This is a genomic window from Bradyrhizobium sp. USDA 223 (assembly GCF_044909005.1).
Lineage (GTDB): Bacteria > Pseudomonadota > Alphaproteobacteria > Rhizobiales > Xanthobacteraceae > Bradyrhizobium > Bradyrhizobium yuanmingense.
In genome coordinates, this window is sequence record NZ_JBIYDR010000001.1 from 2,402,350 (window position 1) to 2,423,813 (window position 21,464).

Annotated in this window: 22 protein-coding genes and 1 tRNA gene; 8 read left to right on the top strand and 15 right to left on the bottom strand. The window is 64.4% G+C overall.

Translation table 11 applies throughout. The features are described from left to right. The first annotated feature begins 4 nt into the window (after positions 1–4). Together ABIA40_RS11015 and ABIA40_RS11020 are read left to right on the top strand one after the other, a co-directional pair. Positions 5–169, top strand: a complete 165-nt coding sequence (locus ABIA40_RS11015) for a hypothetical protein (protein WP_404540997.1) — start codon at positions 5–7, stop codon at positions 167–169. A 281-nt stretch (positions 170–450) separates the two neighbouring features. Continuing rightward, the gene (locus ABIA40_RS11020; protein ID WP_157286042.1) at positions 451–666 is read left to right on the top strand and encodes a hypothetical protein; all 216 of its coding nucleotides are present in this window, start codon (positions 451–453) and stop codon (positions 664–666) included. 599 nt (positions 667–1,265) lie between these two features. Here the strand turns inward: ABIA40_RS11020 and ABIA40_RS11025 are convergent. Both ABIA40_RS11025 and ABIA40_RS11030 read right to left on the bottom strand, forming a co-directional pair. Next, positions 1,266–1,568 carry a hypothetical protein gene (locus ABIA40_RS11025; RefSeq protein WP_027575377.1) on the bottom strand — a complete coding sequence of 101 codons (303 nt, stop codon included), beginning with the start codon at positions 1,566–1,568 and terminating at the stop codon, positions 1,266–1,268. Positions 1,569–1,670: 102 nt separating this feature from the next. Further along, positions 1,671–1,898: a hypothetical protein gene (locus ABIA40_RS11030; protein ID WP_157286041.1), complete on the bottom strand. Its 228-nt coding sequence runs from the start codon at positions 1,896–1,898 to the stop codon at positions 1,671–1,673. 227 nt (positions 1,899–2,125) lie between these two features. On the opposite strand from ABIA40_RS11030, the gene ABIA40_RS11035 reads away from it, so the two are divergent. Next, on the top strand, positions 2,126–3,205 hold the full coding sequence (locus ABIA40_RS11035; protein ID WP_404541000.1) for an AI-2E family transporter: 1,080 nt from the start codon (positions 2,126–2,128) through the stop codon (positions 3,203–3,205). 134 nt (positions 3,206–3,339) lie between these two features. Then, the gene (locus ABIA40_RS11040) at positions 3,340–3,732 is read left to right on the top strand and encodes an NUDIX hydrolase (protein WP_157286040.1); all 393 of its coding nucleotides are present in this window, start codon (positions 3,340–3,342) and stop codon (positions 3,730–3,732) included. A gap of 4 nt (positions 3,733–3,736) precedes the next feature. Here the strand turns inward: ABIA40_RS11040 and ABIA40_RS11045 are convergent, their stop codons facing one another. Beyond that, on the bottom strand, positions 3,737–3,982 hold the full coding sequence (locus ABIA40_RS11045) for a hypothetical protein (RefSeq protein WP_404541002.1): 246 nt from the start codon (positions 3,980–3,982) through the stop codon (positions 3,737–3,739). A gap of 536 nt (positions 3,983–4,518) precedes the next feature. Between ABIA40_RS11045 and ABIA40_RS11050 the strand changes: the two genes are divergently transcribed. Next, positions 4,519–7,617 (top strand): DEAD/DEAH box helicase, encoded by a 3,099-nt coding sequence (locus tag ABIA40_RS11050; protein ID WP_404546207.1) that lies wholly within the window; start codon positions 4,519–4,521, stop codon positions 7,615–7,617. Positions 7,618–8,883: 1,266 nt separating this feature from the next. After that, positions 8,884–9,555: a hypothetical protein gene (locus tag ABIA40_RS11055; RefSeq protein WP_404541004.1), complete on the top strand. Its 672-nt coding sequence runs from the start codon at positions 8,884–8,886 to the stop codon at positions 9,553–9,555. Between the two features lie 13 nt (positions 9,556–9,568). Here the strand turns inward: ABIA40_RS11055 and ABIA40_RS11060 are convergent, their stop codons facing one another. The 8 genes from ABIA40_RS11060 to ABIA40_RS11095 all read right to left on the bottom strand — a co-directional run bounded on the left by ABIA40_RS11060 (position 9,569) and on the right by ABIA40_RS11095 (position 16,618). After that, positions 9,569–9,739: a hypothetical protein gene (locus tag ABIA40_RS11060; RefSeq protein WP_198399911.1), complete on the bottom strand. Its 171-nt coding sequence runs from the start codon at positions 9,737–9,739 to the stop codon at positions 9,569–9,571. 324 nt (positions 9,740–10,063) lie between these two features. Continuing rightward, the gene (locus ABIA40_RS11065) at positions 10,064–10,222 is read right to left on the bottom strand and encodes a hypothetical protein (protein WP_164936882.1); all 159 of its coding nucleotides are present in this window, start codon (positions 10,220–10,222) and stop codon (positions 10,064–10,066) included. Between the two features lie 43 nt (positions 10,223–10,265). Continuing rightward, a complete protein-coding gene (locus tag ABIA40_RS11070) occupies positions 10,266–10,463 on the bottom strand; it encodes a hypothetical protein (protein ID WP_404541006.1) in 198 nt (65 codons plus the stop codon). Between the two features lie 1,442 nt (positions 10,464–11,905). Continuing rightward, positions 11,906–12,097 carry a hypothetical protein gene (locus tag ABIA40_RS11075; protein WP_246732387.1) on the bottom strand — a complete coding sequence of 64 codons (192 nt, stop codon included), beginning with the start codon at positions 12,095–12,097 and terminating at the stop codon, positions 11,906–11,908. Between the two features lie 115 nt (positions 12,098–12,212). Continuing rightward, positions 12,213–12,560, bottom strand: coding sequence for a response regulator (locus tag ABIA40_RS11080; protein WP_036012559.1), 348 nt, complete (start codon positions 12,558–12,560; stop codon positions 12,213–12,215). A 179-nt stretch (positions 12,561–12,739) separates the two neighbouring features. Then, positions 12,740–12,815 (bottom strand) — tRNA-Lys (locus tag ABIA40_RS11085). A 320-nt stretch (positions 12,816–13,135) separates the two neighbouring features. Then, positions 13,136–15,799 carry a glycosyltransferase gene (locus ABIA40_RS11090; RefSeq protein ID WP_404541009.1) on the bottom strand — a complete coding sequence of 888 codons (2,664 nt, stop codon included), beginning with the start codon at positions 15,797–15,799 and terminating at the stop codon, positions 13,136–13,138. 231 nt (positions 15,800–16,030) lie between these two features. After that, positions 16,031–16,618, bottom strand: a complete 588-nt coding sequence (locus ABIA40_RS11095; RefSeq protein WP_036012549.1) for a hypothetical protein — start codon at positions 16,616–16,618, stop codon at positions 16,031–16,033. A gap of 328 nt (positions 16,619–16,946) precedes the next feature. On the opposite strand from ABIA40_RS11095, the gene ABIA40_RS11100 reads away from it, so the two are divergent. Then, positions 16,947–18,506, top strand: a complete 1,560-nt coding sequence (locus tag ABIA40_RS11100; RefSeq protein WP_404541011.1) for a beta-(1-6) glucans synthase — start codon at positions 16,947–16,949, stop codon at positions 18,504–18,506. Here ABIA40_RS11100 and ABIA40_RS11105 read toward each other — a convergent pair. Beyond that, a complete protein-coding gene (locus ABIA40_RS11105; RefSeq protein WP_036039729.1) occupies positions 18,466–18,846 on the bottom strand; it encodes a hypothetical protein in 381 nt (126 codons plus the stop codon). The two genes, ABIA40_RS11100 and ABIA40_RS11105, sit on opposite strands and share 41 nt — an antisense overlap. A gap of 141 nt (positions 18,847–18,987) precedes the next feature. On the opposite strand from ABIA40_RS11105, the gene ABIA40_RS11110 reads away from it, so the two are divergent. Further along, on the top strand, positions 18,988–19,134 hold the full coding sequence (locus ABIA40_RS11110) for a hypothetical protein (RefSeq protein WP_157286031.1): 147 nt from the start codon (positions 18,988–18,990) through the stop codon (positions 19,132–19,134). 33 nt (positions 19,135–19,167) lie between these two features. Here the strand turns inward: ABIA40_RS11110 and ABIA40_RS11115 are convergent, their stop codons facing one another. From ABIA40_RS11115 to ABIA40_RS11125, 3 genes are all read right to left on the bottom strand, one after another. Next, on the bottom strand, positions 19,168–19,323 hold the full coding sequence (locus tag ABIA40_RS11115) for a hypothetical protein (protein ID WP_275499572.1): 156 nt from the start codon (positions 19,321–19,323) through the stop codon (positions 19,168–19,170). Positions 19,324–19,440: 117 nt separating this feature from the next. Continuing rightward, positions 19,441–19,881, bottom strand: a complete 441-nt coding sequence (locus ABIA40_RS11120; protein WP_036012541.1) for an MgtC/SapB family protein — start codon at positions 19,879–19,881, stop codon at positions 19,441–19,443. A 133-nt stretch (positions 19,882–20,014) separates the two neighbouring features. After that, entirely contained in the window at positions 20,015–21,391 is a 1,377-nt protein-coding gene (locus tag ABIA40_RS11125; RefSeq protein WP_404541014.1) for a hypothetical protein, read from the bottom strand. Positions 21,392–21,464 lie beyond the last annotated feature (73 nt).

Sequence of the window (21,464 nt, forward strand, 5' to 3'; positions counted from 1 at the left end):
TGGGATGCCTACCGCCCAGGGGCCGGTGATCAATTTCTATCATGGCGCTTATTACGGCGAGGAGCCGCCCGCGCTCTATCGCGGCTGCGCCTACCGCCCGTATTACCGTTACCGCGCCTATCGCAAATTGCCGCGCACCTATTTCTGTGTCGTCGACGCGCGCATGTAGCGGGTTCCTGTGTTCGTTCTTAACAGAGATGCCTCGGATTGGCTGATAAGGGTGCGCCAACGGGGGCTGGTGACATTTCAACCCGCATCCGTTTTCGACCCCGGCTTTTGGCCGCCGGCGGCCTTTCATGCCCATGACTGACGAAATCATCGAACGGTAACACGATCTCAACCAGCTTGGCGTATCGACGAATCCGTCGCGGATTTGTACTGCGTACCGCGACACCGAAATCGTCTGCCTGCGTGGGCGCGCCGCCGGGCCTTTTCGCCGGGACAGATCTCATGCCGAACGCGATCGAGCAGATCGTCGACGCCTATGTGCGTCTGAAGAACCGCCGTGGACTGGACGAGCTGATGATGCATAGGCAGCGGCTCGCGGTCGATCTGAAGAGCCGGTCCGGCTATGATTTCAGCCTGCCGATCGGCCAGATCGACGAGGAGATCGCGATCATCGAGGCGGGGCTCAGCCGGCTCAAGGCGGACAAATCCACGATCTAGACGTCGGCATCGTGCGTGGGGCTTGGCGTTGACGCATTGTCACAGTCCAAGCTCGGTTCATGCAGGGTTCAGCCCAGCTTTGCCTCAATTGTCATGTCGTTTCGTGGGACGCGAATCCTGATAGGCTTGTCCACGTGATTTGGAGGAATCGTCATGATCGAGCTTGCGCTGGCCGGCTTGCTTGCGTTTGCAACCGTGCCTGCGGCACCGACAGCGCCCATGGTGGAGCAGGTTCAGTTCAGGGGCGGTCCGGGCGGGCAATGTCCGCACGGCTATGATTACAACCACTCGAACGGCCGCTGCTATCCCAACGACCGTCACGCGCCGGGTGTCTACACCGGGGGCCACGGCTCGGGCTATGGGCGCCGTGGTGGCCTGTGCCCGCACGGTTACGACTATAATTACTCGACAGGCGAGTGCTACCCGAATCGTGCGCACGCGCCCGGCACTTACGGTCGCCCTCAATATTACGGACGACGCGGCGGGCTGTGTCCGGACGGCTATGATTACAATTACTCGCAGGGACAGTGCTACCCGCACGGGGCACGTGCGCCGGGCATGTATGGGCGGTAATCATCGCCGTGCTGAGGCGGGCGCGCTCAGTCGCGCCGGCCGCCGTCGATCACCGTGAACAGCGGCCGCGCCGGGGTGGGTTCGACCAGCAGCTCCTCCACCAGTGCGGTTGCGGCATCGACATATTTTCGGGTCGGCTTGTCGAGAGGGCGCTTGGCCTCGTCGTCGAGCGCGACTTTTGCGGCCTCGACCAGCTTGCGCATGCGCGCGGCATGGTCGTCGCCCGCGGTCAATGTCGCGCGCGCGAGCGAGCGCAGCACGAACAGCTCGCCCTCAAGGCGAAGCAGACGGTCGTTGAGCCTGGTCAGGACGGCGTTGAGGTCGGCCATGGCGTTCGAAGCGGAGGATCCGTCCTGATCTAGCCGCGATCGGTGAACGGAGTGCAAACGGCGCCGGCGCAATTCGGCGGATCCGGCGTCACCGCAGGCGGCTTACCATTCGACGCCGGCCCAGCGCCGCCCGAACACGGGCGGCCTCGTCTTCACGGCCTGCCAGCCGAAGAAGTGGTGCTTGCCGGACCAGGCATGCACGATGCCGCTGCAGATGCCGCATTTGAAGCTGCCGCTGTGAGCCTCGCTGTGCTCCTCTCTGGTCGCGGTGTAGTTCATGCCGCAACTCGCACAGGTGAATTGTTCGATCGTCCAGATGCTGTTGGCCATGGCCCAGAATGCATTTCGGTGACTGCGGATGGAAGGTAGTCACCAGCATTTGCAGCGGCGTAAACCGGCGCGGGGAAATCCGGTTAACCCGCGTTAGCCAAGCCGGGTTGGGACGGACGATGCGGTATCCGGCACCCGGTCGTCTTGACGCCAGATGCGTTGCTGGCAATAACGGCTGAGCCCGCAAGCGCGGAAGTTGCGTTCATGCCGCAAGGAAAGCTGTGCCCGTGAAAAGCCTCCGTCAGTTGCTGACGGGCGAGGACGTCATCCAGCTCGTGATCCGCCTCGGCCTGCTCGCCCTGCTGATCATCTGGACCTTCCTGATCATCCGCCCATTCGTGCCGATCCTGGCCTGGAGCGGCGTGCTGGCGGTCGCGTTCTATCCGGCGTTCAGCTGGGTTGCAAAGATCCTGGGCGGCCGGCCCAAAACCGCAGCAGCAATCCTGACCCTGGTCACGCTGGGTATCGTCATCGGTCCGGCGACCTGGCTCGGCATCAGCGCGGTGGACGGCGTGCGTGAGCTGGCGCACCAGCTCGGCACCGGCGACCTCGTGCTCCAATCGGCGCCGGAGCAGCTCAAATCCTGGCCGCTGGTCGGCCCCTGGCTCTACGAGCTCTGGGATCAGGCCTACAACAACGTTCGGACGGCGGTGCGCGAGGTGGCGCCGTATCTTCAGCCGCTGGCCGGCCCGCTGCTCTCGCTCGCGGGCGACGCCGGCCTTGGCACGCTCCAGTTTCTCGTCTCCGTGTTCGTGGCCGGCTTCCTGTTTCCGCATGGGCCACGCCTGGTCGCGGCCGGCCGCAACTTCCTGTTTCGCATCGTGCCGGAGCAAAGCGAGCATTTCCTCTCGCTCGCCGGTGCGACCATCCGCGCCGTGGCGCAGGGCGTCATTGGCGTGGCGATCGTCCAGGCGCTGCTCGCCGGAATCGGCTTCAAGCTCGCCTCGGTGCCGAGCGCGGGCCTCCTTGCCTTCATCGTGCTGCTGCTCTCGATCGTGCAGATCGGTGCTTTCCTGGTGCTGCTGCCTGTGATCATCTGGATCTGGACCGCCAAGGACGTCACCACGGCGCTGCTGCTCACCGTGTTCCTCGTCCTGGTCGGCTTCATCGACACCATGCTGAAGCCGCTCGTCATGGGCCGTGGCCTGACCACCCCGACCATCGTGATCTTCGTCGGCGTGATCGGCGGTACGCTGGCCCACGGCATCGTCGGACTGTTCATCGGACCGATCATCCTGTCGGTGGCCTGGGAAATGATGATGGCCTGGATCAGGACCGAGGACCGGGCGGAGGCGGGGAAGGGGTGATCTCGCGCCCGCCAGCGCAGTGTCAGCCGCCCATGCCGGATAGCTCGTGGCCTGTGATCAAGGCGCGTCGCTAACTTGTCTGTTCGACTAGACAAGTTACCATTGGGTCGATTCTGTTTTCGACAACGGCAGCAATGGCAAAGTCTTCCAAGCTGGTTGCCGCCAGGCGCGGCAAGGTATTGTTGGTCAGACGCCGGTCGGACGGCCTGTGGATGTTTCCGGGCGGCCGCAAGCGTGCGCGCGAGTCGGAGAAGGACTGCCTGCGGCGCGAGATCAAGGAGGAATTGCCCAAGCTGAAGCTCGGCAGGATCAGCCTCTGGAAGGAAGTGAAGGCGAGGAACAAGCGCTCCGGCCGCAAGATGAGCGACGCGATCTTCATCGCCAAGTCCGCCAAGGGCAGGCTGGCGATCGGCGACAAGAAGGAGATCGACCGCGCCGCCTGGCATAAGCCCCGCGGCATCCGCCTGACGGCGACCTCGCGCTACATCCGCGACCGCCTGTTTCCGCGCAAGCGGCGGCGAAGTTGAGCCGCTAGTCCTCCCGCGTCGCCGATCGCGTCCTGCCGGCAAACCTCCTCGACTGCGCCACCTCCGGCTCGGGTGCGGCGAGCTTCGCGGCCTGGAGCTCCCGCATCTCCTTGCGGACCTGGCGCGCACTGCGCATTGCCCGCTTGATGAAAGGATGCTGCGAGTCCTCGGCGAAGAACAGCACGACTTCGCAGCTCGGACATTGCCTGGAATAGCCGTCCTGCAACCGGCCGGCGCGATCGCGAAACACGTTCTTGCACCGCGTGCACTGAACCTGGACCGAACTCATGCGCGGATGACAATCACTTTGAAATGGATCGTCAGCTGATCCGAAATGTCTGAAGAAAGCTTGAATGCCGGCGTGGCTGGATGCCGCCAGATATCGCCGAGCCAACAAGGCGTGTGAACCAGTTCACAAGCGCGTGGCGAAACCGCTGCTATGAAGACGTCATTGCTTAACCGATTCATTTCGAACGAAACGCCCCAGCGTGGCTCCAAGCGCTGGGGCTTTTTCGTGCCTCCATTCTCACAGCCAAGAGCAGATCGAAAGGGATCGCGCCGCCGCCTCGAACGTTGTTGAGGAGGGGTGCGTTCGCAGGGCAAATCCCATATGCATGGCGCCGAGCTGCCGATTCGAGGGGCAAGGCGGCTCGCATTCAGTTTGCGGCGGTTCAAGAGCAGAAACGGGTCCAAGTGAGGCTTTCCACGAAGGCAAGGGTGGCCAAGAAGCCGCCGAAGAAGAGCAAGGGATCGCAGCGCACGATCTCGTCTTCGTCGCCTCTCGGCATGATGGCCCTTCATCTGCTTGCACAATGGAAGCAGTCCGGACGCAGCGGCATCGTGTTTCTCGCCGAGAGCGAGAACAGGGCGGAGCGGCTCGGCAGCGTCATTCACGCGCTCGACGCCGCCTGCGAGGTGCTGGTGTTTCCGCGCTTGAACACCTTGCCGTTCGATCAGCTTGAGCCCTCGCACGAGCTCGCGGGGCGCAGAGCCTCCGTGCTGAGGCGCCTTGCGAAATCCAAGAAGCCGGTGTTTCTGGTATCGACGGCCGAAGCGGTGATGGAGCGGATGCCGCCACCGGCCAGCCTGTCGCGCCTGAGCCTGAGCTTGAAGGTGGGCGGCACGTTCGCCGAGCAGGAGCTGGAGTCCCGCCTCCAAGCCCTCGGTTACGATCTCGACGATGAGCCGGACTATCCGGGCGGGGCGCTGTTCCACGGCCAGACCTTCGAGATATTTCCCGCAGGCGCGCTGGGGCCGTTCCGGATCGAGCATTCGCAGCACACGATCAAACGGATCGTGGCCTTCGACCCGCATGAGCACAGGATCATCTTCGAGACCAAGGAGCTGCTCGTCGATCCCATGTCGGAGCGGCTCGGCCTTGCCGGCAAAGGCGGCAAGCGCGCCAGCCTGTTCGATTATTGCGCGGGCGCCAGATGGATCGCCGATGCCGGCGTGCCGTCGCATGCCGACGGATGGCTCGATACGATCGAGGAGGCCGCGCCCCGCAGCGAGCGGGAGCGCGAATATCTCGGGCGCAGCGATTGGAAGCGGCTCTCCAAGGGCATCAAGGTGCTGCCGCGGACGGCGCCGTTCCAGGCCATCCCGGAATTTTCGAAGCTGACATCCTCTCGGAAGGCGTTGCGCGGCTTCGTCGAGGAGACGCGCCGGGCCGGGTCGCGGCTGATCCTCGTTGCCGCGCACGAGGACGATCTGCGCGTGATGGAGCGGATGAGCGGCGTCAAGGCGGAGCGCTGCGAAGACTGGGAGGAGGCGGCGCGCGGGCGGGGCGGTGAGATGGCGCTGCTCGCCGATCTCGATGCCGGCTTCGTCGTGCCGGCGAAGAAGCCTCTGGTGGTGGTGACGGCGTCCGACGTGCTCGGCAGCCGCGCGCATCATCCGCAGCCGATGGCGCGCGCCTGGAGCGCGGCCTTCGACCATGCCGATGCGCCGGAGCAGGGCACGGTGGTCGTTCATCTCCAGCGCGGCCTTGCCGTGCTCGACGGCCTGCAGACCGTCAACACCGGCGGCGGCGCGATGCGCGAGATGATCCGCCTGAAGTTCGCCGGCGACAATGCGGTGCTGGTGCCGCCGCCCGATCTCGCCTTGATGTGGCCTTACGCCGCCGAGCTCGGCAGGCTTTCGCTCGACAAGGCGGACGGCAGCACGTGGTGGGCGCGCCGCAGCGAGGCCGAGCGCGAGATCCAGATCGCCGGCAAGGCGCTCGCCAAGCACATCAGCCAGCGCCGGCGGCGGCGCGGCGAAAAGCTGGTGCCGCCGGGATCGGCCTACGAGAAGTTCGTCGCGCGTTTTCCTTACTTCACGACGATCGACCAGGCCCAGGCGATCCGGGACGTGCTGGATGATCTCGCATCCGGCCATCCGATGGATCGGGTGATCTGCGGCGACGTCGGCTTCGGCAAGACCGAGGTCGCGCTGCGCGCTGCGGCCGCGGTGGTGCTGTCGGGCAAGCAAGTTGCGGTCGCGGTGCCGACGACGGTGCTGGCGCGCCAGCACGTCGCGACGTTTCAGAAGCGCTTTGCCCCGTTCGGCATCGAGGTCGGCAACCTCTCGCGCGCGACATCGGGCGCGGCGCTGCGGGAGACCAGGGAGGGCCTGCGCAGCGGCCGGATCAAGGTCGTGATCGGCACGCAGGCGCTCACCGGCAAGGACGTCAGGTTCGACGATCTCGGCCTCGTCATCGTCGACGAGGAGCAGCATTTTGGCGCGGCGGAGAAGGCCAAGCTCGCCGGGCTCGCCAAGAACGTCCATGTGCTGATGATGAGCGCGACGCCGATCCCGCGCACGCTGGCCGCCGGCCTCGCCGGCTTCCGCGATCTCAGCGTGATCGCCTCGCCCCCGGTGCACCGGCTTCCGGTGGCGACCCGGATCGCGCCGCTGTCGGATGCGGCGATCGCCTCGGCGCTGCTGCGCGAGCAGCGCCGCCACGGCCAAAGCTTCCTGATCTGCCCGCGCATCCAGGATCTCGATCCCATGCTGGCGCGGGTGCGGGCCGTGGCGCCGGATCTTCGCATCGTCTGCCTGCACGGCAGGTTGGCGGCCGACGAGATCGACGACCGCATGATGAGCTTCGTCGAAGGCCATGCCGACGTCCTGCTCGCGACCAACATCGTCGAGAGCGGTCTCGACATTCCCCGCGCCAACACCATCGTGGTGTGCTGGCCGGAAAAGTTCGGCCTCGCTCAACTGCACCAGCTGCGCGGACGCGTCGGCCGCGGCGGCATCCGCGCCTTCGCGCATCTCTTGACCGAGACGGAGTCCGGACAATCCGAGAAGCGCCTTGCTGTGCTCGAGGAGTTCAGCCGGCCGGGCGCGGGCTTTGCCATCAGCGAGCGCGATCTGGATCTGCGAGGCGCAGGCGATTTGTTCTCGGAGCAGCAATCCGGCCACGTCCAGGTGTTCGGGCCGGTGCTCTACAGCCACCTGCTGAAAATGGCCTCGGAGAAGAGCGACGAGCAGCTGTGGGTGCCAGACCTCAACCTGCCGGTCGGGGACATGCTGCCCGAGAGCTATGTGCAGTCCGAGCCGGTGCGGCTCGAGCTCTATGCCCGCGCCGCTCGATGCAACGACGAGGACGATCTCGACGACCTCGAGGAGGAAACCTCCCGCCGCTTCGGACCCTTGCCAAAGCTCGCGCGCGACTTCTTCGCCGCGGCCAAGCTCAGGATCGAATGCAAGCGACGCGGCATCATCCGCCTCGACGTCGGCCCTGAAGCTGCCGCCGCGACGTTCCTGCCCGGACGCCTGCGCAAGTCGCGCGGAAAATCGCTGCAACGCGACGGCGACCGCGTCGTCTATCACAGCCCGATGCGTGATGCGCCGTTCGAGCTGGTGGAGGAGCTGTTCGAGCTGCTGGATGAGGGGTAGGGGCTTGCGCGTTCGTCAGCGCGCACAACCGCGAATTCGTAGCGGAAACCCTGCTTCACCATTATAGTTAATTTGGGCGTGGCGAAGGAGATCGTCCGATGTCACATGCCATTCGTCCAGTGATTGCCACGATTGTCGCAAGCTCATGTCTATTGGCCCTGGTGCAAGCAGGCGGCGCAAATGCCGGCTCCGCCGGAGCGGGCATGGGAACGGGGCAGGGTAGCGCTGGCGGCTCGGCGCCTTCTGGAATGGGGACGAGTGCGGGCAATGCAGGTCCCTCAGCTCCCCCAGGGATGGGGACGAAGGACACCGCGCCCGGCGGAGATCTGCGCACCAACAGCGGAGCGACCAATTCGAACGTCCAGCCCGCGACGCCTGCGAGGTCGCGGGCGGCAGCTCAGGCCGCGAGAAATGCCGGGGCTGGTCACGCTCAAAATGGCCTCCCGATCGGCGCGATTGGCAGCGGCACGAGCAATGAAGATCAAAAGGCCGCTGGTTCGGCGTTCTCCCAAAGCAGATTCCGACCGGCAACACAGGCTCAAGGAAACGCCAGTGTTGGTTCAAATCGTCTGTCAGGGAGAGGCTCGAGCCTTTCGGACCAGATCAGTCGGCCGCGAGCCGCACGAGCTGGAGACAAGGTGCTGGATGCCAAGGCCCAGGTCGAGCGACGAACGACTGTGTCGCCCAAACGCGTTACGAGCCCGATAGGACCAGGCTTGTAATCTGCGAGCGACGGGGGAACAGGTGGGCATCGCGCTCTCCAAAGCACATGTGGCGCTCGCGGTTTGAGCGGACGCACGAGCTGTTCGAGTTGCTGGACGAGGGGTAAACCGGAAAGTGCGAAAACAACCCCATGCACAGTAGCTATGTGCTTGTGCGATAAGGCGTTCTGCATCGGCGCGTCCATCGCGGCCGAGGTTGGCCCAAGCAAGCGTGGTCCACGACCCGGATCAGGCCTATCGTGCCGGGTCCGTGACGGAGGCGCCGTCACTTGGCCGTTGATTTGTCGGGCAAAACAGTGGCATTATGCCAACTTCGGAAAATCCGCTGCTAGCATGGCTGTTGCCGGATGCACGGCGAGGAGCTTGCACCGGATCCGTAATCGGCCGGGGTTGCCGGGCCGTCCGCCGGCCGCGCCGCTAACGCGGAATTAATCCAGAAAGCCGACAATTTTAGGCAGTTGTGTATGGGTGCTGCGTAAGCGGATCGTCGCGAGGGCGTTCCAGGGGCGGCTTCCTGTTGCTCGCTCCATGGGGGTCAGTGCAAATGACCACGTCCTTCGAAACGCCAAGCTTCGCCGAAGAGCTCGACGCCGTCGCCCTTGCAGCCGCTGCAGGCGCGCAGGAACCCGCAGGCCTGGAAGCTGAGCCGCCGCCGATCACGCCCCGCCGCAAGACGATCCTGCCGCTGGCGGTGTGTGCCCTCGCCATCAATGGCGCGGCCGCCATCTATACATCGCCCTCCGGCATGCCGTCATTGAATGTTGCCAGCCTCGCCGAACTACTGCCACGGCAGGAGGCGCCGGCGCCGAAGCCGGATCCGGTCGTCACCGCCCTGAAGGAGATCCAGTCGGCGCAGCAGCAGCACACCGCTTCGTTGCAGGAGAACAACCAGGCCCTGCAGCAGAATGCGGCCCTGCTGCAGCAGGATTCACTCTTGCTGCTGTCGCTGCGGCAGAGCATCACGGAGGAGCGGGTCGACGTGAAGAAGATCTCGTCGCAGCTGTCCACGCTTATCGCCAAGGTCGACTCGCTGCAGAATGTGATGATGTCGGACGTGACGTCGTCCGTTCGCCGAGCGAATGCGCGCTACGGACTGTCTGCCGCGATGCGCAAGCGGCTGGTGCGCGAGCCCAAACCGCTGGGGCCTCTGGGTCCGGTGTCGATCGGAGGGGCGCCGTTGAGCGTCCCGGCTGCGGTGGCGGGGCCGGAGAGCTGAGGATGCGTCCTAGCTAGGCCGCTTCCTCCTCGAACGAGGTATAGACCCGGCCTGTCGGATCAACGACCTGAACGTCCCAGCATCCGTCCTGGACCAGCTCCCTGGCCTTTTTGAGGGCCGCGGCGAGTGAGGACCGCTTGAGATTGACGACGCCCGCCGTGTCGAAACCGTTGATTTCAAACATGCCGTTCCTCCGGTTTTGGGGAATCCTACACGTTTCCGGCGCGATGTCAGCGGGTTTGTCAAAGTTTCAGTTGCTGGGCCTTGGCCTCCAACCGTATTCCTGATGGGAAATCGTGGCGGTGATGTCGGCCTCTTTGTCTGCCGAGAGGCGCCAGGCCGCCACTCCGAAGCACAACGTCAGGACCAGGGCCGTCGCAAGCAGAAGCATCGAGACGAAATGGCTCACGCGGGTCACCAGCGGTTGGAAGCTACGAGAGAGCGAACACGGGTTGCCGATTCGAAAAATACAGACGGGCTGACCTAAAGCCCTGGTTTCCACATCAAGTCACACAGGACCAAAGGCGCTCACGATCCCGATCGTGATCGGGACCAGCGCGACGATCGTCCATAAGGCGGGCGAGCTGGAAGACAGACCGGCGAAAAAGATCAAGAGACCGAAGCCCACAAGGGCCGCCGAGATGGCATAGGCGAGTGCTTTTTCCATCGTTCGATCCACGAGGAAACGGGATGGATTGCGCCTGTAGGACTCACCGCCGTTCGAAACGTTCCCATGCTGATCTGGATTGGCCGTGCATCGGCATCTCCGCAGCTCCGCTCAGCATGTCGACCACCACCGAACTGTCGAATACTTCGCGCTTTGCTGGATCGGTAGCCAAGTCGCGGATCAGGGCGCGTTCGGCCGCATCTTTGCGAAGTTTCTCGATCTGCGCCAGATAGTCCTTCATTGGCAACTGGCTCCGTTTGCGCAAACAAAACGTACAAGCAATGTGCGAAAGCGAGCAGAAGCGATTGCCGATTTTTCCTAGTCTTCGATGGCTTTGGCCTTCCCCAAGGTCCAAGCACCTCCAGCGGCCCCGGCCTCACACCCCAAAAGCCCCCCACGGTCGGGGCCGTCATTGGATCGCAGCCGTGACGCCTGCCCCTGAACGTTCGCAGATGGAGGAGCCGAGTCGCATCGCTCGAACTGCGACAACGGCGCAGCACTGTTCAAAGGAACTGGCTCCATGCCTCTGCATTCCTCGATTGCATGATTTTCCCACTTTTTGGTCGGCTCGGGTGACGGAGGGGGTACATGGGCACTTTCGATCACACCGCTGTTCTGAAGCAGCGTTTCGATGAGCTTGCTTCTGGGCTTTCCGAATTGGAAGACCTGCGCTCGCGCGTAGTCGCAGCCGAGCAAATGCAAGAGAGACATAGTCACGAGGGCAAGCCGCCCCCGACAATACGCAAGGGTGCCAACCCTAAATCGCGATCAGCAGAAACCGATCGGCCAAAGAGGCGCTAGGCGCGGCCCCCGTGCCACGCTTCAGAACTAGGGCCGCCGCTCTGGATAGCGGTCCTACCTGGTTACCATAGGTCCGACATGAAACTTGCCAGCCCTGGTAACGACAGGTTCGTCCTGGAGGGATGTTCCTGCATCAACAAACGTGAATCCAAAGGAACGGCCCCGGGCGTCCCGGGGCTGGCTGCGGACACACCGAGGCCGCCCGACGCACCACTCAGCGTGGCACGCCGGGTGATATCGTCTGCTCAAACATTCGAGCTGGGTGTCTCAAAAGATACCGTCTAGAATTAAATCTTCGAGGTCTAGGCCAGAACCGGCCCCGACGGCAACGCGAACGGTGGCCGGTGAACACGTTCGAATGCGGCGCCCGAGAAAGTGGACCGCAACCTTGGAGGCCCGCCGGTTCACGCCCGCGAGCCACCCCCATTCGCCGCACGCGGTTTCTCCGCGCGCGAGGGCATCAGCAGAAGTAGCAATTGTTCAGCTCGCTCCTTGGTCAGATTGGCCGCCATGTCGGTCCCGATCAGTGCTGGGCCCCTGCGTTCTCGATCGTAGACCATCCAACCCTTGCCGCCCATGCGAATGAAGAATCGGCTTTGCAGCGGAACCTCGTCAGTCAATGAAGCATGCTCCCGATTTGCCCAGCACCTCTCAGAAGTGGCATTCTTCTTTGTAGCTTCATTCGCATATGTGAATCGTTTCGGGAAAAAGTGGTAATTGGTCGGGTTTTCGTTCACAGTTGAGTGCACTGTCACCGTAGTTTGTCAGCGGTTTTGGCAGATCCGGTGGGCGGGCTGCTTGGAACGCCTCCCTTGACTTCACGACCGTGGTCACGCGCCAGCGGGCGTTGAGTTCATGGGGAAGCCGATGATGCAGTGTGCATCAACCGGCGAAGGTTCGGCCTTCCTGCGTCAGCTCGAAGCTCTCGCCATTTGCGTGGAGCAAACCAGCCGCGACCATTTGCTTGGCTAATGACAGGCTGCACACCGGATGCGAGCCGCCCGGATGATACAGCCGCGCGCCCCGCGCGATCAGGTGCCCATACAGCAGAGCGAGCCGCAGCGGCTTGATCATCCCGGGCGAGATATTTGGCATTCCTGCCAAAGCGTGCGGAAGGCCCGTCATTCCTGCGTGGAGTCGAACGACTGACAATTGTCAGTCTGCGGAGCATGACCGCGGCTGGCTGCAGCTAATCGCCCGCGAGCGACTGCATCGCTTCCAAGAGGCGTTCAAGCCCGAACGGCTTCTGGAGCATGATGCTCCCGGACACCGGACGCGGAGCGGCGTGCGTATAGCCGGTCGCGTAGATCACAGGCATGCGCGGATTGGATTGCCTGCACTGGATGGCGACATCCCAGCCCGTCAGCGAACCTGCCAACCTGATGTCGGTGAACAAGAGATCGGGTGTGGCTTCGGCACAAAGCTCGAGCGCGCGCTCGCCGCTATCAGCTTCCATCACCTCATGCCCGTGAGTTTCCAGGATGTCGACCACCACGTCCCGGATCAGGTCTTCGTCTTCGGCTACAAGAACCCGCAAGTCTCCCTCCAGTCGCGCTCTTCGTCCACGACGTGAGGACCATGCGCAGAAAACGTAGTGCCGGCTGGTCGGGCCGCCTCGGCCAACGAGCCAGCGAGACTCAAGCTGGAACGGGTGGCCTTTGTTCCTGCCCTCCTGGTGAGCCGGACGGCATTTCGATTTTTGCTACTTGATTTTATTGGTGAGCGCGCTGGGGCTCGAACCCAGGACCCCGTGATTAAAAGTCACGTGCTCTACCGGCTGAGCTACGCGCTCCCATGGCCGCTGATGGCTAAGATAAGAGATCGCCATCGTGTTCGGACATTCGAGAGGCATGTCTTGCCGCTTCGCCTAGAGATCGCGTTGCGGGGAAAACCGGCTGTTTCCGGATCATGCCTTCGGCCCGCGCTGTGTAGGGGGAGTGGCTGCCGAGGTCAATAGTGCGGGTGGTTGCCGAAGATCGCGGCAGGAGCGGGGATTGGCCTGGGCTATCCGTCGCTTAGGCCAAAATTCTCACCTCGATTGGCGGCCGGCCATCCACGCCGAAGACCTCGTGACTTCAAAGCACGAGGTCCGAAGACCGGCGTGGAGCAGGATCAGTTCGTCTCCCGCCGCACCTCGCTCGGCACCGGCTGCGGCGTTGCGCTCGGGTGGGGCAGCGCGACAGGGCGCAGGCCGATCAGCTCGGCGGTGCGGATCGCGCTGTCGCGCCAGAACTGGAACGAGTTGATGCGGCTGAGCTCGAGGATGGCGATGGCGACCGCGGCGAGGAACGGCAGGCTCTGCAGCACCAAGACGCCGGCGAAGATGTAGATCTCGGTGATCTGCTTGTAGCTGTTGGTGGCGATCAGCACGCCGGCGCCGACCAGGAGCAGGGTGCCGATCACGGCCTCCCAGAACGCCTGGAACTCGATCGACATGCGGGACAGGCCGCCTTTGGAGGTGCGGGCGAAGGCGATGTGCTCGGTGATCAGGCCCTGCGCCACCGCGCGCGACACCGTCCATTGCACGCTCATCGCCGCGATCATGGCACCCAGCATCTGGCCGGGCTTGATGGCGACGCGGGCGCGGTACATCGACAGGAAGTGCACCAGCGAGACGATGAAGGCGCCGATAATCGGCAGCGTCAGGATCTTGTCGGGAATGGCGATGTCGGCGAAGGCGACGATCGGCACCCAGATGAGGTTGAGCAGCGCCACGACCACGCCGAGGCTTTCGGCGCCCAGCCAGTTCAGCCAGCCGAGGCCATATTCGCGCTTCTGGTCCGGCGTCAGCCGGCTCGCGCCGGGCAGGAAGCGGCGCCAGTGCTTCTTGACGATCTGCAGGCCGCCATAGGCCCAGCGGTGTCGCTGCTTCTTGAAGGCCTCGTAGGTGTCCGGCAGCAGGCCTGCGCCGTAGCGGGTGTTGGTGTAGTGGGTGGTCCAGCCGAGCTCCTGGATGGCAAGGCCAAGATCGCTGTCCTCGCAGATCGTGTCGCTCGACCAACCGCCGGCCATGTCCATCGCGGCGCGGCGGATCAGGCACATCGTGCCGTGCACGATGATGGCGTTGGCCTCATTGCGCTGGACCATGCCGATGTCGAAGAAGCCGGCATATTCGCCGTTCATGATGTAGTGCATGATCGACAGATCGCCGTCGCGGTGCTCCTGCGGTGCCTGCACGAGGCCGACGCGCGGGTCGGCAAAAGCAGGCACGAGGTCCTTCAGCCAGTCGGGCTCGACGACATAGTCGGCATCGAGGATGCCGATGATCTCGGCATCCGCCGCGGTGCGGTCCATCGCGATCCGGAGCGCGCCGGCCTTGAAGCCCTGCACCTTCTCGGCGTTGATGAATTTGAAGCGTTCACCGAGCGCGCGGCAATGGTCCTGGATCGGCTGCCAGAAGGCGGGATCCGGCGTGTTGTTGATGATGACCACGCATTCGTAGTTCGGGTAGTTCAGCCGCGACAGCGCATCGAGCGTCTGCTTCAGCATCTCGACGGGCTCGAAATAAGCGGGGATATGGATCGAGACCTTCGGGCAGTAATCCTCAGGCACGCTCTCGACCGGCTTGTTCTTGGCGATCAGGCGCTGCGGCGGCCGGCCGAAGGCAACCGCGGCGATCTCGTCGATGCGCGCCATCGCGATGAGGACCAGCGGAACAAGGAGGATCATGCCGAGCGTCAGCGCGAAAGCCGAGCCGAACAGGAAGTAGTGGCCGTTCCAATAGGCGAACACGGTCGCGGCCCAGGCGCCGACGCCGTTGGCGGTCGCCGATAGCAGGAAGGCTTGCCTCGCGGTCGCCTTCTCGATCCGCAGGATCGGCAGCGACAGCAGCACCCCGACCAGCAGCGCGATGCCCATCAGCTTCCAATAGTCGGGGTTCTCGACCGGGCCGGTCCAGGCAAATTTCGGCTCGCCGCTGGCATTGAGGACGCCCCAATACGGACCGACGCCGCCTTCGAAGAACTTCCAGGGCCGATCGAGGGCTTCGACGATGTTGTAGTCCATGCCGAGCGCTTCGGCGCGGGTGACGAAGTTGCGCAAGGTCAGCGCCTGCTGGAACGGACCTGGATCTGCGTTGCGCAAATTGTAGCCTGCGCTCGGCCAGCCGAACTCGGCGATCACGATGCGCTTGCCCGGGAACTGATTGCGCAGGAGGTTGTAGCGGTCCACGGCCTGGTCGACGGCCTGATCCGAACGGAAATTTTCCCAATAGGGCAGCACGTGCGCGGCGATGAAGTCGACGCTCGAGGCGAGGTCCGGAAAATCACGCCAGATGTTCCAGATCTCGCCCGTCGTCACGGGAACACGGACCGCGCTCTTGACCTTCTTGATCTTGCTGATGAGGTCCTCGACCTTCATCTCGCCGCGGTAGATCACCTCGTTGCCGACCACGATGCCGATCACGTTGCTGTTCTTGCGGGCGAGCTCGATGGCGGCCTTGATCTCCCGCTCGTTGCGATCCTCGTCCTTGTCGATCCACGCGCCGACCGTGACCTTGAGGCCGAACTCGGCCGCGATCGGCGGCACCAGCTCGCTGCCTTCCGTCGCGGTGTAGGACCGGATCGCTCGCGTGAGGGTCGAGAGCTTCTTCAAGTCCGAGCGGATCTTGTCGGGGTCGACGTTGAGGTCGACGACATGGCCCGGTTCGAACGGCGTATAGGACAGGCTCGGCACCAGGCCCTTGAAGTCCGGCGCAGGTTCCCTGTCGCGCAGGACTCCCCAACTGCCTGCGTGGAGCGCAGACACGAGCAACAGAACGGCGGCGACAACGCGCATCGCGGCTAAACCAATAGGGGCTGAGGTGGCAGGGAAGCGGATCCGACCCCGAGATCCGACCAAGTCCGCGGCAAAGGGAGCATATCTCTGCCGCGCGGTTTCACAACTGTCATGGCCTCATGTCCTTATGAGGGCATGGCCTTTTCGAACGACGCGCGGCAGTGCCAACCGTCTCTATGGCCGGTCGTTCCTGAACGGCAGCTGAAACGACCGGAGCTATTTTGGCTTGGGCTATTTCGCCGGCGTGGGGGACGGGCTTGCCGCAGGCGAGGGGCTCGCGGCCGGCTGCGGCTGCGCATTGGCGGCCGGCGCTGCCGGCTGGGCGGCCGCAGCCGCCGCCTGCTGCGGCTGGGCGGCCGGGTTGATCCAGCACGCGTGCACACGACTATCCAGGGTTTCCGCCACCTTGGGATCGATCTGGCCGCCGAAGCGGGTCAGGCAGCGGAACGCGGCCTGGATGTGGCCGCCGGGGCAGCCGAAGCGGTCGTAGAGGTCGAGATGGCGGAACGCGGTATCGAGATCATCCCGCCACATCAGCCGCACCACGCGCCGGCCGAGCCAGACGCATTCGGGATTGCCGGCCGGGCCGTTGATGACCTGGGCGGCTTCCGCGAACTCGTCGGTGCGGCGCTGATTTTGGGCGGCGTCCTTGGCGGCGTCCGCGGGCTGGGCGGCCGCCTTGCCCTGTTCGGGGCCCGGCGGACCGCTCTGGGCGGAGGCGCCGCCAGCACCGGTCAGAACGAGCAGGCAGGAGACGGCCAAGGTGGCGGCGAACTGCCGCAGGACCGCATTTCGTGACTCGAACACCCGTTGCCGCATGAATTCCCCAATGTATCCGCTGGCCGTCCGCGTCAGGAGCCCCGCGGACGCGCTAGCTGATGGCGTCCAAATGGGTCTCCAATGCGGCGGAAAAGTCTTTCGGAGTCCATGACCTGTATTTCGAATTTTGTCCAGCAAAGTCACGATCCTAGATCACCTTTGAACCGGCGCAGGTAAATTCCCTGGGGGCGCAAGGGATCCACCGGACGTGCCCCCTTGGCAGACGGCGTGCGAGAAGGTAATCGACGGCCCTTCGCGGAGGACGGAACCGATTTCTCTTCGTACGCCACTGGCGCTTCTGCTCGTCTCACTGGGTGCGATCGCTGCCGTGTGGTGGTGGCTTGCCACGCCGATCACGCTCGCGCGCGCCCCGATCGATCCCGCCGACAAGGTTCAATGCGTCTCCTACGCGCCGTTCCGCGGCGAGCAGTCGCCGCTGGAGGCATGGACCCATATCGAGGCCGACCAGATCGAGCAGGACCTGCGCCAGCTCAAGGAGATCACCGACTGCGTCCGGACTTATTCGCTGGAGAACGGGCTCGACCAGGTGCCGGCGATCGCCGCCAAGGTCGGCGGGATGAAGGTGCTGCAGGGCATCTGGCTCTCCAGCAACCGCACCAAGAACTACGAGCAGGCCGGGCTCGCCATTCGCCTCATCAAGCAATTCCCTGACGTCATCACCTCCGTCATCGTCGGCAACGAGGTGCTGCTGCGCGGTGAGATGACGACGGCGGACCTCGTCGCTCTCATCCGCCTGGTGAAGACCCAGGTCGGCGTGCCCGTCACCTATGCCGATGTGTGGGAATATTGGCTGAAGAACCGCGAGGTGTATGACGCCGTCGACTTCGTCACGATTCATATCCTGCCCTATTGGGAGGATTTCCCGATCAAGGCGAAGTTCGCTGCCGCCCATGTCGAACAGATCCGCGAGCGCATGGCGGTGGCGTTTCCCGGCAAGGAGATCCTGATCGGCGAAACCGGCTGGCCGAGCGCGGGCCGCATGCGCGACGGCGCACTGCCCTCGCGCACCAATCAGGCGCGCGTCGTCTCGGAAATCCTCGGCCTCGCGAAGGCGAACAAGTTCCGCGTCAACCTCATCGAGTCCTACGACCAGCCCTGGAAGCGCAGGCTGGAAGGCACCGTCGGCGGCTATTGGGGCCTGTACGACTCCGTGCGCCGGAGCCTGAAATATCCGCCGGGCCAGCCGATCAGCAATTTCCCGTACTGGAAATGGTACATGGGCGCGGGCATGGGCCTTTCCGTGCTGGTGTTCGCGGTCGCGCTGATCACGCTGCGCCGCCGGCCGTGGACGCCGCGTTTCCCGGCCTGGCTGGGCGTCGGCATCTCGGCGACCACCGCCGGAATCCTGCTCGGGATCGGCGCCGACAAGATGTATTACGAGAGCTACGGCATCGGCGGCTGGCTGCTCTGGGGCGCGTTGCTGCTGGCCGGCATCCTGTCGCCGATCTTCTGCGCGCAAGCGATGGTGATCGGCCGCAGCCTGCCGACCTTCCTCGACCTGCTCGGCCCGCGCGAGGGTCGGAAATGGTCGAAGCTCACGGCGGTGCTCGGCCTGACGCTGGCGGTGACCGCGGTGATCGCTTCCGCGACCGCGCTCGGCTTCGTGTTCGACCCGCGTTACAAGGATTTTCCTTACGCCGCGCTGACGATGGCGGTGGTGCCGTTTGCGCTTCTGATGCTGAACCGGCCGCAGATCGGCCAGCGTCCGATCGCCGAAGCGGTGTTCGCGGGGGTGCTGGCGATGTCGGCCGTGTACGTGCTGTTCAACGAAGGCCGCGACAATTGGCAGTCGCTGTGGACCTGCGCGATCTATCTGTTGTTCGCGCTCACGCTGTGGCGGGCGCGGGCCGAGCAAAGCCAAGAATAAGCAGGCCGATCGCAAGGCCCGACAGCACGACATTGTAGAGCACGATGCCGAGGCCGGCCGCGATGAGGCCGACGGTCAGCAGCACGATCGACGGCCGCATCAGGTTCAGCGTCGCAACCACCAGCGCCACGATGCCGAATACCGAATTCTTGAACAGCACGGTCGAGACCGAGCGCGACTTGCAGACCAGGGTCTGAAGCCCGGCGTCGCAGGCGAGCGCTACTTGCGAAAACTCGATCGCGAGATAGCGCACGTAGAGCGCAGAGCCGACGGTGACGAATCCGACCACGAGCAGGAACTGCACCTGGTAGGGCGTGAGGCGGAAGGGCTTCTTTGTCATGGCGGCAATATGGTCGGGAAGGCGCGGCCAGGCAACAGGGCAGGCGAGGTTTCTGTTGATCCGCCCGGGCACTCTCCAGGAACACGCGAGCCTCCCGCTGGTTCTCAACGTTGTGTTGCCAACACCGCCTAGGAGTGAGGCATGGAGAAGCCGACGCAGGAGCAGCTGAGCGAGCTCAAGAGGCTGAGCAGGGAGGCGCGGGTCGAGGATTGGTCGGAAATCGTCCGCTCGAAGGACGAGGCGGAGATGCGCATCCGCGATCTGAAGGAAAAGGCGCGCATGGAATAGTCATCGCCTGCGCCAAGGACGATCAGCGGGCGATCAATTGCGACCTTGCGTGTTCCGGCTCTGCTCCGCCAGCCGGCGCTCGTATTTTTCAGCCAAGACGAGCAGCCGCTTCCTGATGTGGGGATCGGCCCGCTCGGCCAGTTCGCGGATCAACGCGAGTTGCTCCCGCAGAAAGTTCGCGTCCGTCATCTCCGCTCCGAATCAAGTCCGGTGCGGAGTGTGCCGTGTCAGGTTAGTCTCGTTCGTATCATTTGGTACTTGGGCGGAGGCATGAAGCCGCTCACCGGCCATGTGCGACTACCAGACTTACTTCAACCCCAAACGACGTTCGAGCCAGCTGAGCGCGAACAGCACGAATAACGTGACTGCGATGGCGGCGCCCACCAGCAGCCAGGCGCCCAGCGCGCAGGCGATGCCAAGACCGGCAGCGATCCAGACAGTCGCCGCCGTAGTGAGGCCATGAACCGTCTTGGCCTTGACGTCGTGCAGGATGACGCCCGCACCGATGAAGCCGACGCCGCTCAGCACGCCGGTAACAATGCCTTGGACCACCCTCGAGACTGCATCCGGGTGGTCGCGCAAATTCTGAAACTCGATCACGGAAATCGAGATCAGCGCAGAGCCCAAGGCCACCAGCGCCAGGGTGCGCATGCCCACCGGCTTGTCATTCATGTCGCGGTCGATGCCGATCACGAGGCCCGTAGCCGCCGCGACGAGTAGCCTCAGCACATCATCCAGTTCGTTCATCAAGACCCGCGTTTCTGGAGGGGCGACGCTTCGCGCACGTCGGACATGGACCTGCGAACTTGCTGCCAAGCGCGGCCGAGGTCCAAGCGTCCGTTGGTCGCATGCTGGCTGCGTGCGCGCCGGGACCGAGGCGTCATTGTCGCCTGAAGAACGACGACAGCGTCGATCCCGCGGACGACGCTGCCGCCTCCGGTTTCGCCGGTGCTGGCGCCGGCTGCGCGGCGGGAGCGGGGGCGGGCTCGTCGCGCTTGGTGCGTTTTGAGGAGTAGCTGCGGCGGCGTTGCGGCTTTTCAGGCTTCGCGCTCGACACAGGCGCCGTTTCGGCTGCAGGGCCAGCGTCCTGGCTCGTCTCCGAACCCTTGTCCGGGACTCTGTCCTGAGTCTTCTCTTGCGTCTTGTCGGAGCCACGCATCGACAGGCGCTGGCCGTCGAACACGGTGGTCTCGCAAGGGCGGCCGTTCTCGACGAGACCCGCGCAGAATTTTGCGGCGGCGGCGGCATTGACCAGGGGGCCGGCGCCCAGGCGGAGCTGCATGCCGAGGCCGGTGTTGCCTTCCTTGATCATGATGATCGGCCGCAGCGCCGCGATCTCCGGGTTGGACTTGGTCACGCCGCGCCAGAGCGCGCGCAGGCCGTCAACCGAGTTGGCGCCGCCGAGATCGATCGCAAAGCGCGTCTGCTGAACGGCGATGGCAGGGGATTCGCTCTCGGCGGCGTCCTGCGGCTTGGTTGCTGCCGCCACGATTTCGGCTGCGGCGGTTGCCGGCTCGGCCTTCTGCTCGGCTGTCTCAGGTTGAATCAGTTTCGATGCGGCCGGATCAGGTGGCGCCATGAGCGACTTGGCGGGCACCAGCGGAATGGTCGGCAGCGCCGAAGTCATGGCTGGGGTCTGTTGCACGAGAGAGGCTGCGGCCGCGGTCTGCGGCGGCGGGCTCGGCGGCTCCTTCAACGTTTCCTTCTGGGCATCCTTTGGCGAATCCTTCTGAGCGTCCTTTTGACCATCCTTGGCGGCTTCGCTGCGCGGCTTCTCGCTCGTCGCCGTCGGCGTCGAAGCGACCGGCGCGACACTGGGAGCCGTGGGTGCTGCGTCCTGCGGCTTCGCGCCCGGCGGCGGCGTGGCCGCTTGCTTGGCAATGGCGCCGGTGACGGAATCGAGCCCTTGCTCCAGCACGGTGACGCGCGAATACAGCCGGTCGCGGTCGCTGTTCAGCGTCTCGATCGCGGCGGCGAGCCGGCGCGCTTCGTTCTGGCTCTCCTTGGTCAGCAGCTGCAGCCGGTCGGCCTGGCGCACGAGATCGGCGGACGCAACCTGGTCGCGCCGCCAGCCGAGCTGGGCCTGGTTGGCCATCACGGCAATGACGACGGCGCCGACGGCCGCCACGCCCCACGAGCCCAGCCGCCACATCAAGCGCCGGTCGAAAGTGCTTTCCTCGGCCAAAAGTCCGGAGAACAGCCCGCCGGTCTCCTTGGTGGAGAAGGCGTCCGCCAGTGGGTCGGAATCCTTTGCCATGAATGTTAAGCGCCCAGCCCCGTCCGGCTTCCCCGAATCAATCAGGGAACATTAACAGGAAAAGGGCGCCGCA

Coding starts and splice junctions, on each gene's coding strand:
- ABIA40_RS11040 (WP_157286040.1), top strand. CDS start 3,340: ATGGCAAAGTCTTCCAAGCTGGTTGCCGCCAGGCGCGGCAAGGTATTG.
- ABIA40_RS11065 (WP_164936882.1), bottom strand. CDS start 10,222: ATGGAAAAAGCACTCGCCTATGCCATCTCGGCGGCCCTTGTGGGCTTC.
- ABIA40_RS11125 (WP_404541014.1), bottom strand. CDS start 21,391: ATGGCAAAGGATTCCGACCCACTGGCGGACGCCTTCTCCACCAAGGAG.
- ABIA40_RS11050 (WP_404546207.1), top strand. CDS start 4,519: ATGATGGCCCTTCATCTGCTTGCACAATGGAAGCAGTCCGGACGCAGC.
- ABIA40_RS11075 (WP_246732387.1), bottom strand. CDS start 12,097: ATGATCAAGCCGCTGCGGCTCGCTCTGCTGTATGGGCACCTGATCGCG.
- ABIA40_RS11090 (WP_404541009.1), bottom strand. CDS start 15,799: ATGCGCGTTGTCGCCGCCGTTCTGTTGCTCGTGTCTGCGCTCCACGCA.
- ABIA40_RS11015 (WP_404540997.1), top strand. CDS start 5: ATGCCTACCGCCCAGGGGCCGGTGATCAATTTCTATCATGGCGCTTAT.
- ABIA40_RS11060 (WP_198399911.1), bottom strand. CDS start 9,739: ATGTTTGAAATCAACGGTTTCGACACGGCGGGCGTCGTCAATCTCAAG.
- ABIA40_RS11120 (WP_036012541.1), bottom strand. CDS start 19,881: ATGAACGAACTGGATGATGTGCTGAGGCTACTCGTCGCGGCGGCTACG.
- ABIA40_RS11115 (WP_275499572.1), bottom strand. CDS start 19,323: ATGACGGACGCGAACTTTCTGCGGGAGCAACTCGCGTTGATCCGCGAA.
- ABIA40_RS11105 (WP_036039729.1), bottom strand. CDS start 18,846: ATGACAAAGAAGCCCTTCCGCCTCACGCCCTACCAGGTGCAGTTCCTG.
- ABIA40_RS11055 (WP_404541004.1), top strand. CDS start 8,884: ATGACCACGTCCTTCGAAACGCCAAGCTTCGCCGAAGAGCTCGACGCC.
- ABIA40_RS11030 (WP_157286041.1), bottom strand. CDS start 1,898: ATGGCCAACAGCATCTGGACGATCGAACAATTCACCTGTGCGAGTTGC.
- ABIA40_RS11095 (WP_036012549.1), bottom strand. CDS start 16,618: ATGCGGCAACGGGTGTTCGAGTCACGAAATGCGGTCCTGCGGCAGTTC.
- ABIA40_RS11110 (WP_157286031.1), top strand. CDS start 18,988: ATGGAGAAGCCGACGCAGGAGCAGCTGAGCGAGCTCAAGAGGCTGAGC.
- ABIA40_RS11025 (WP_027575377.1), bottom strand. CDS start 1,568: ATGGCCGACCTCAACGCCGTCCTGACCAGGCTCAACGACCGTCTGCTT.
- ABIA40_RS11020 (WP_157286042.1), top strand. CDS start 451: ATGCCGAACGCGATCGAGCAGATCGTCGACGCCTATGTGCGTCTGAAG.
- ABIA40_RS11070 (WP_404541006.1), bottom strand. CDS start 10,463: ATGAAGGACTATCTGGCGCAGATCGAGAAACTTCGCAAAGATGCGGCC.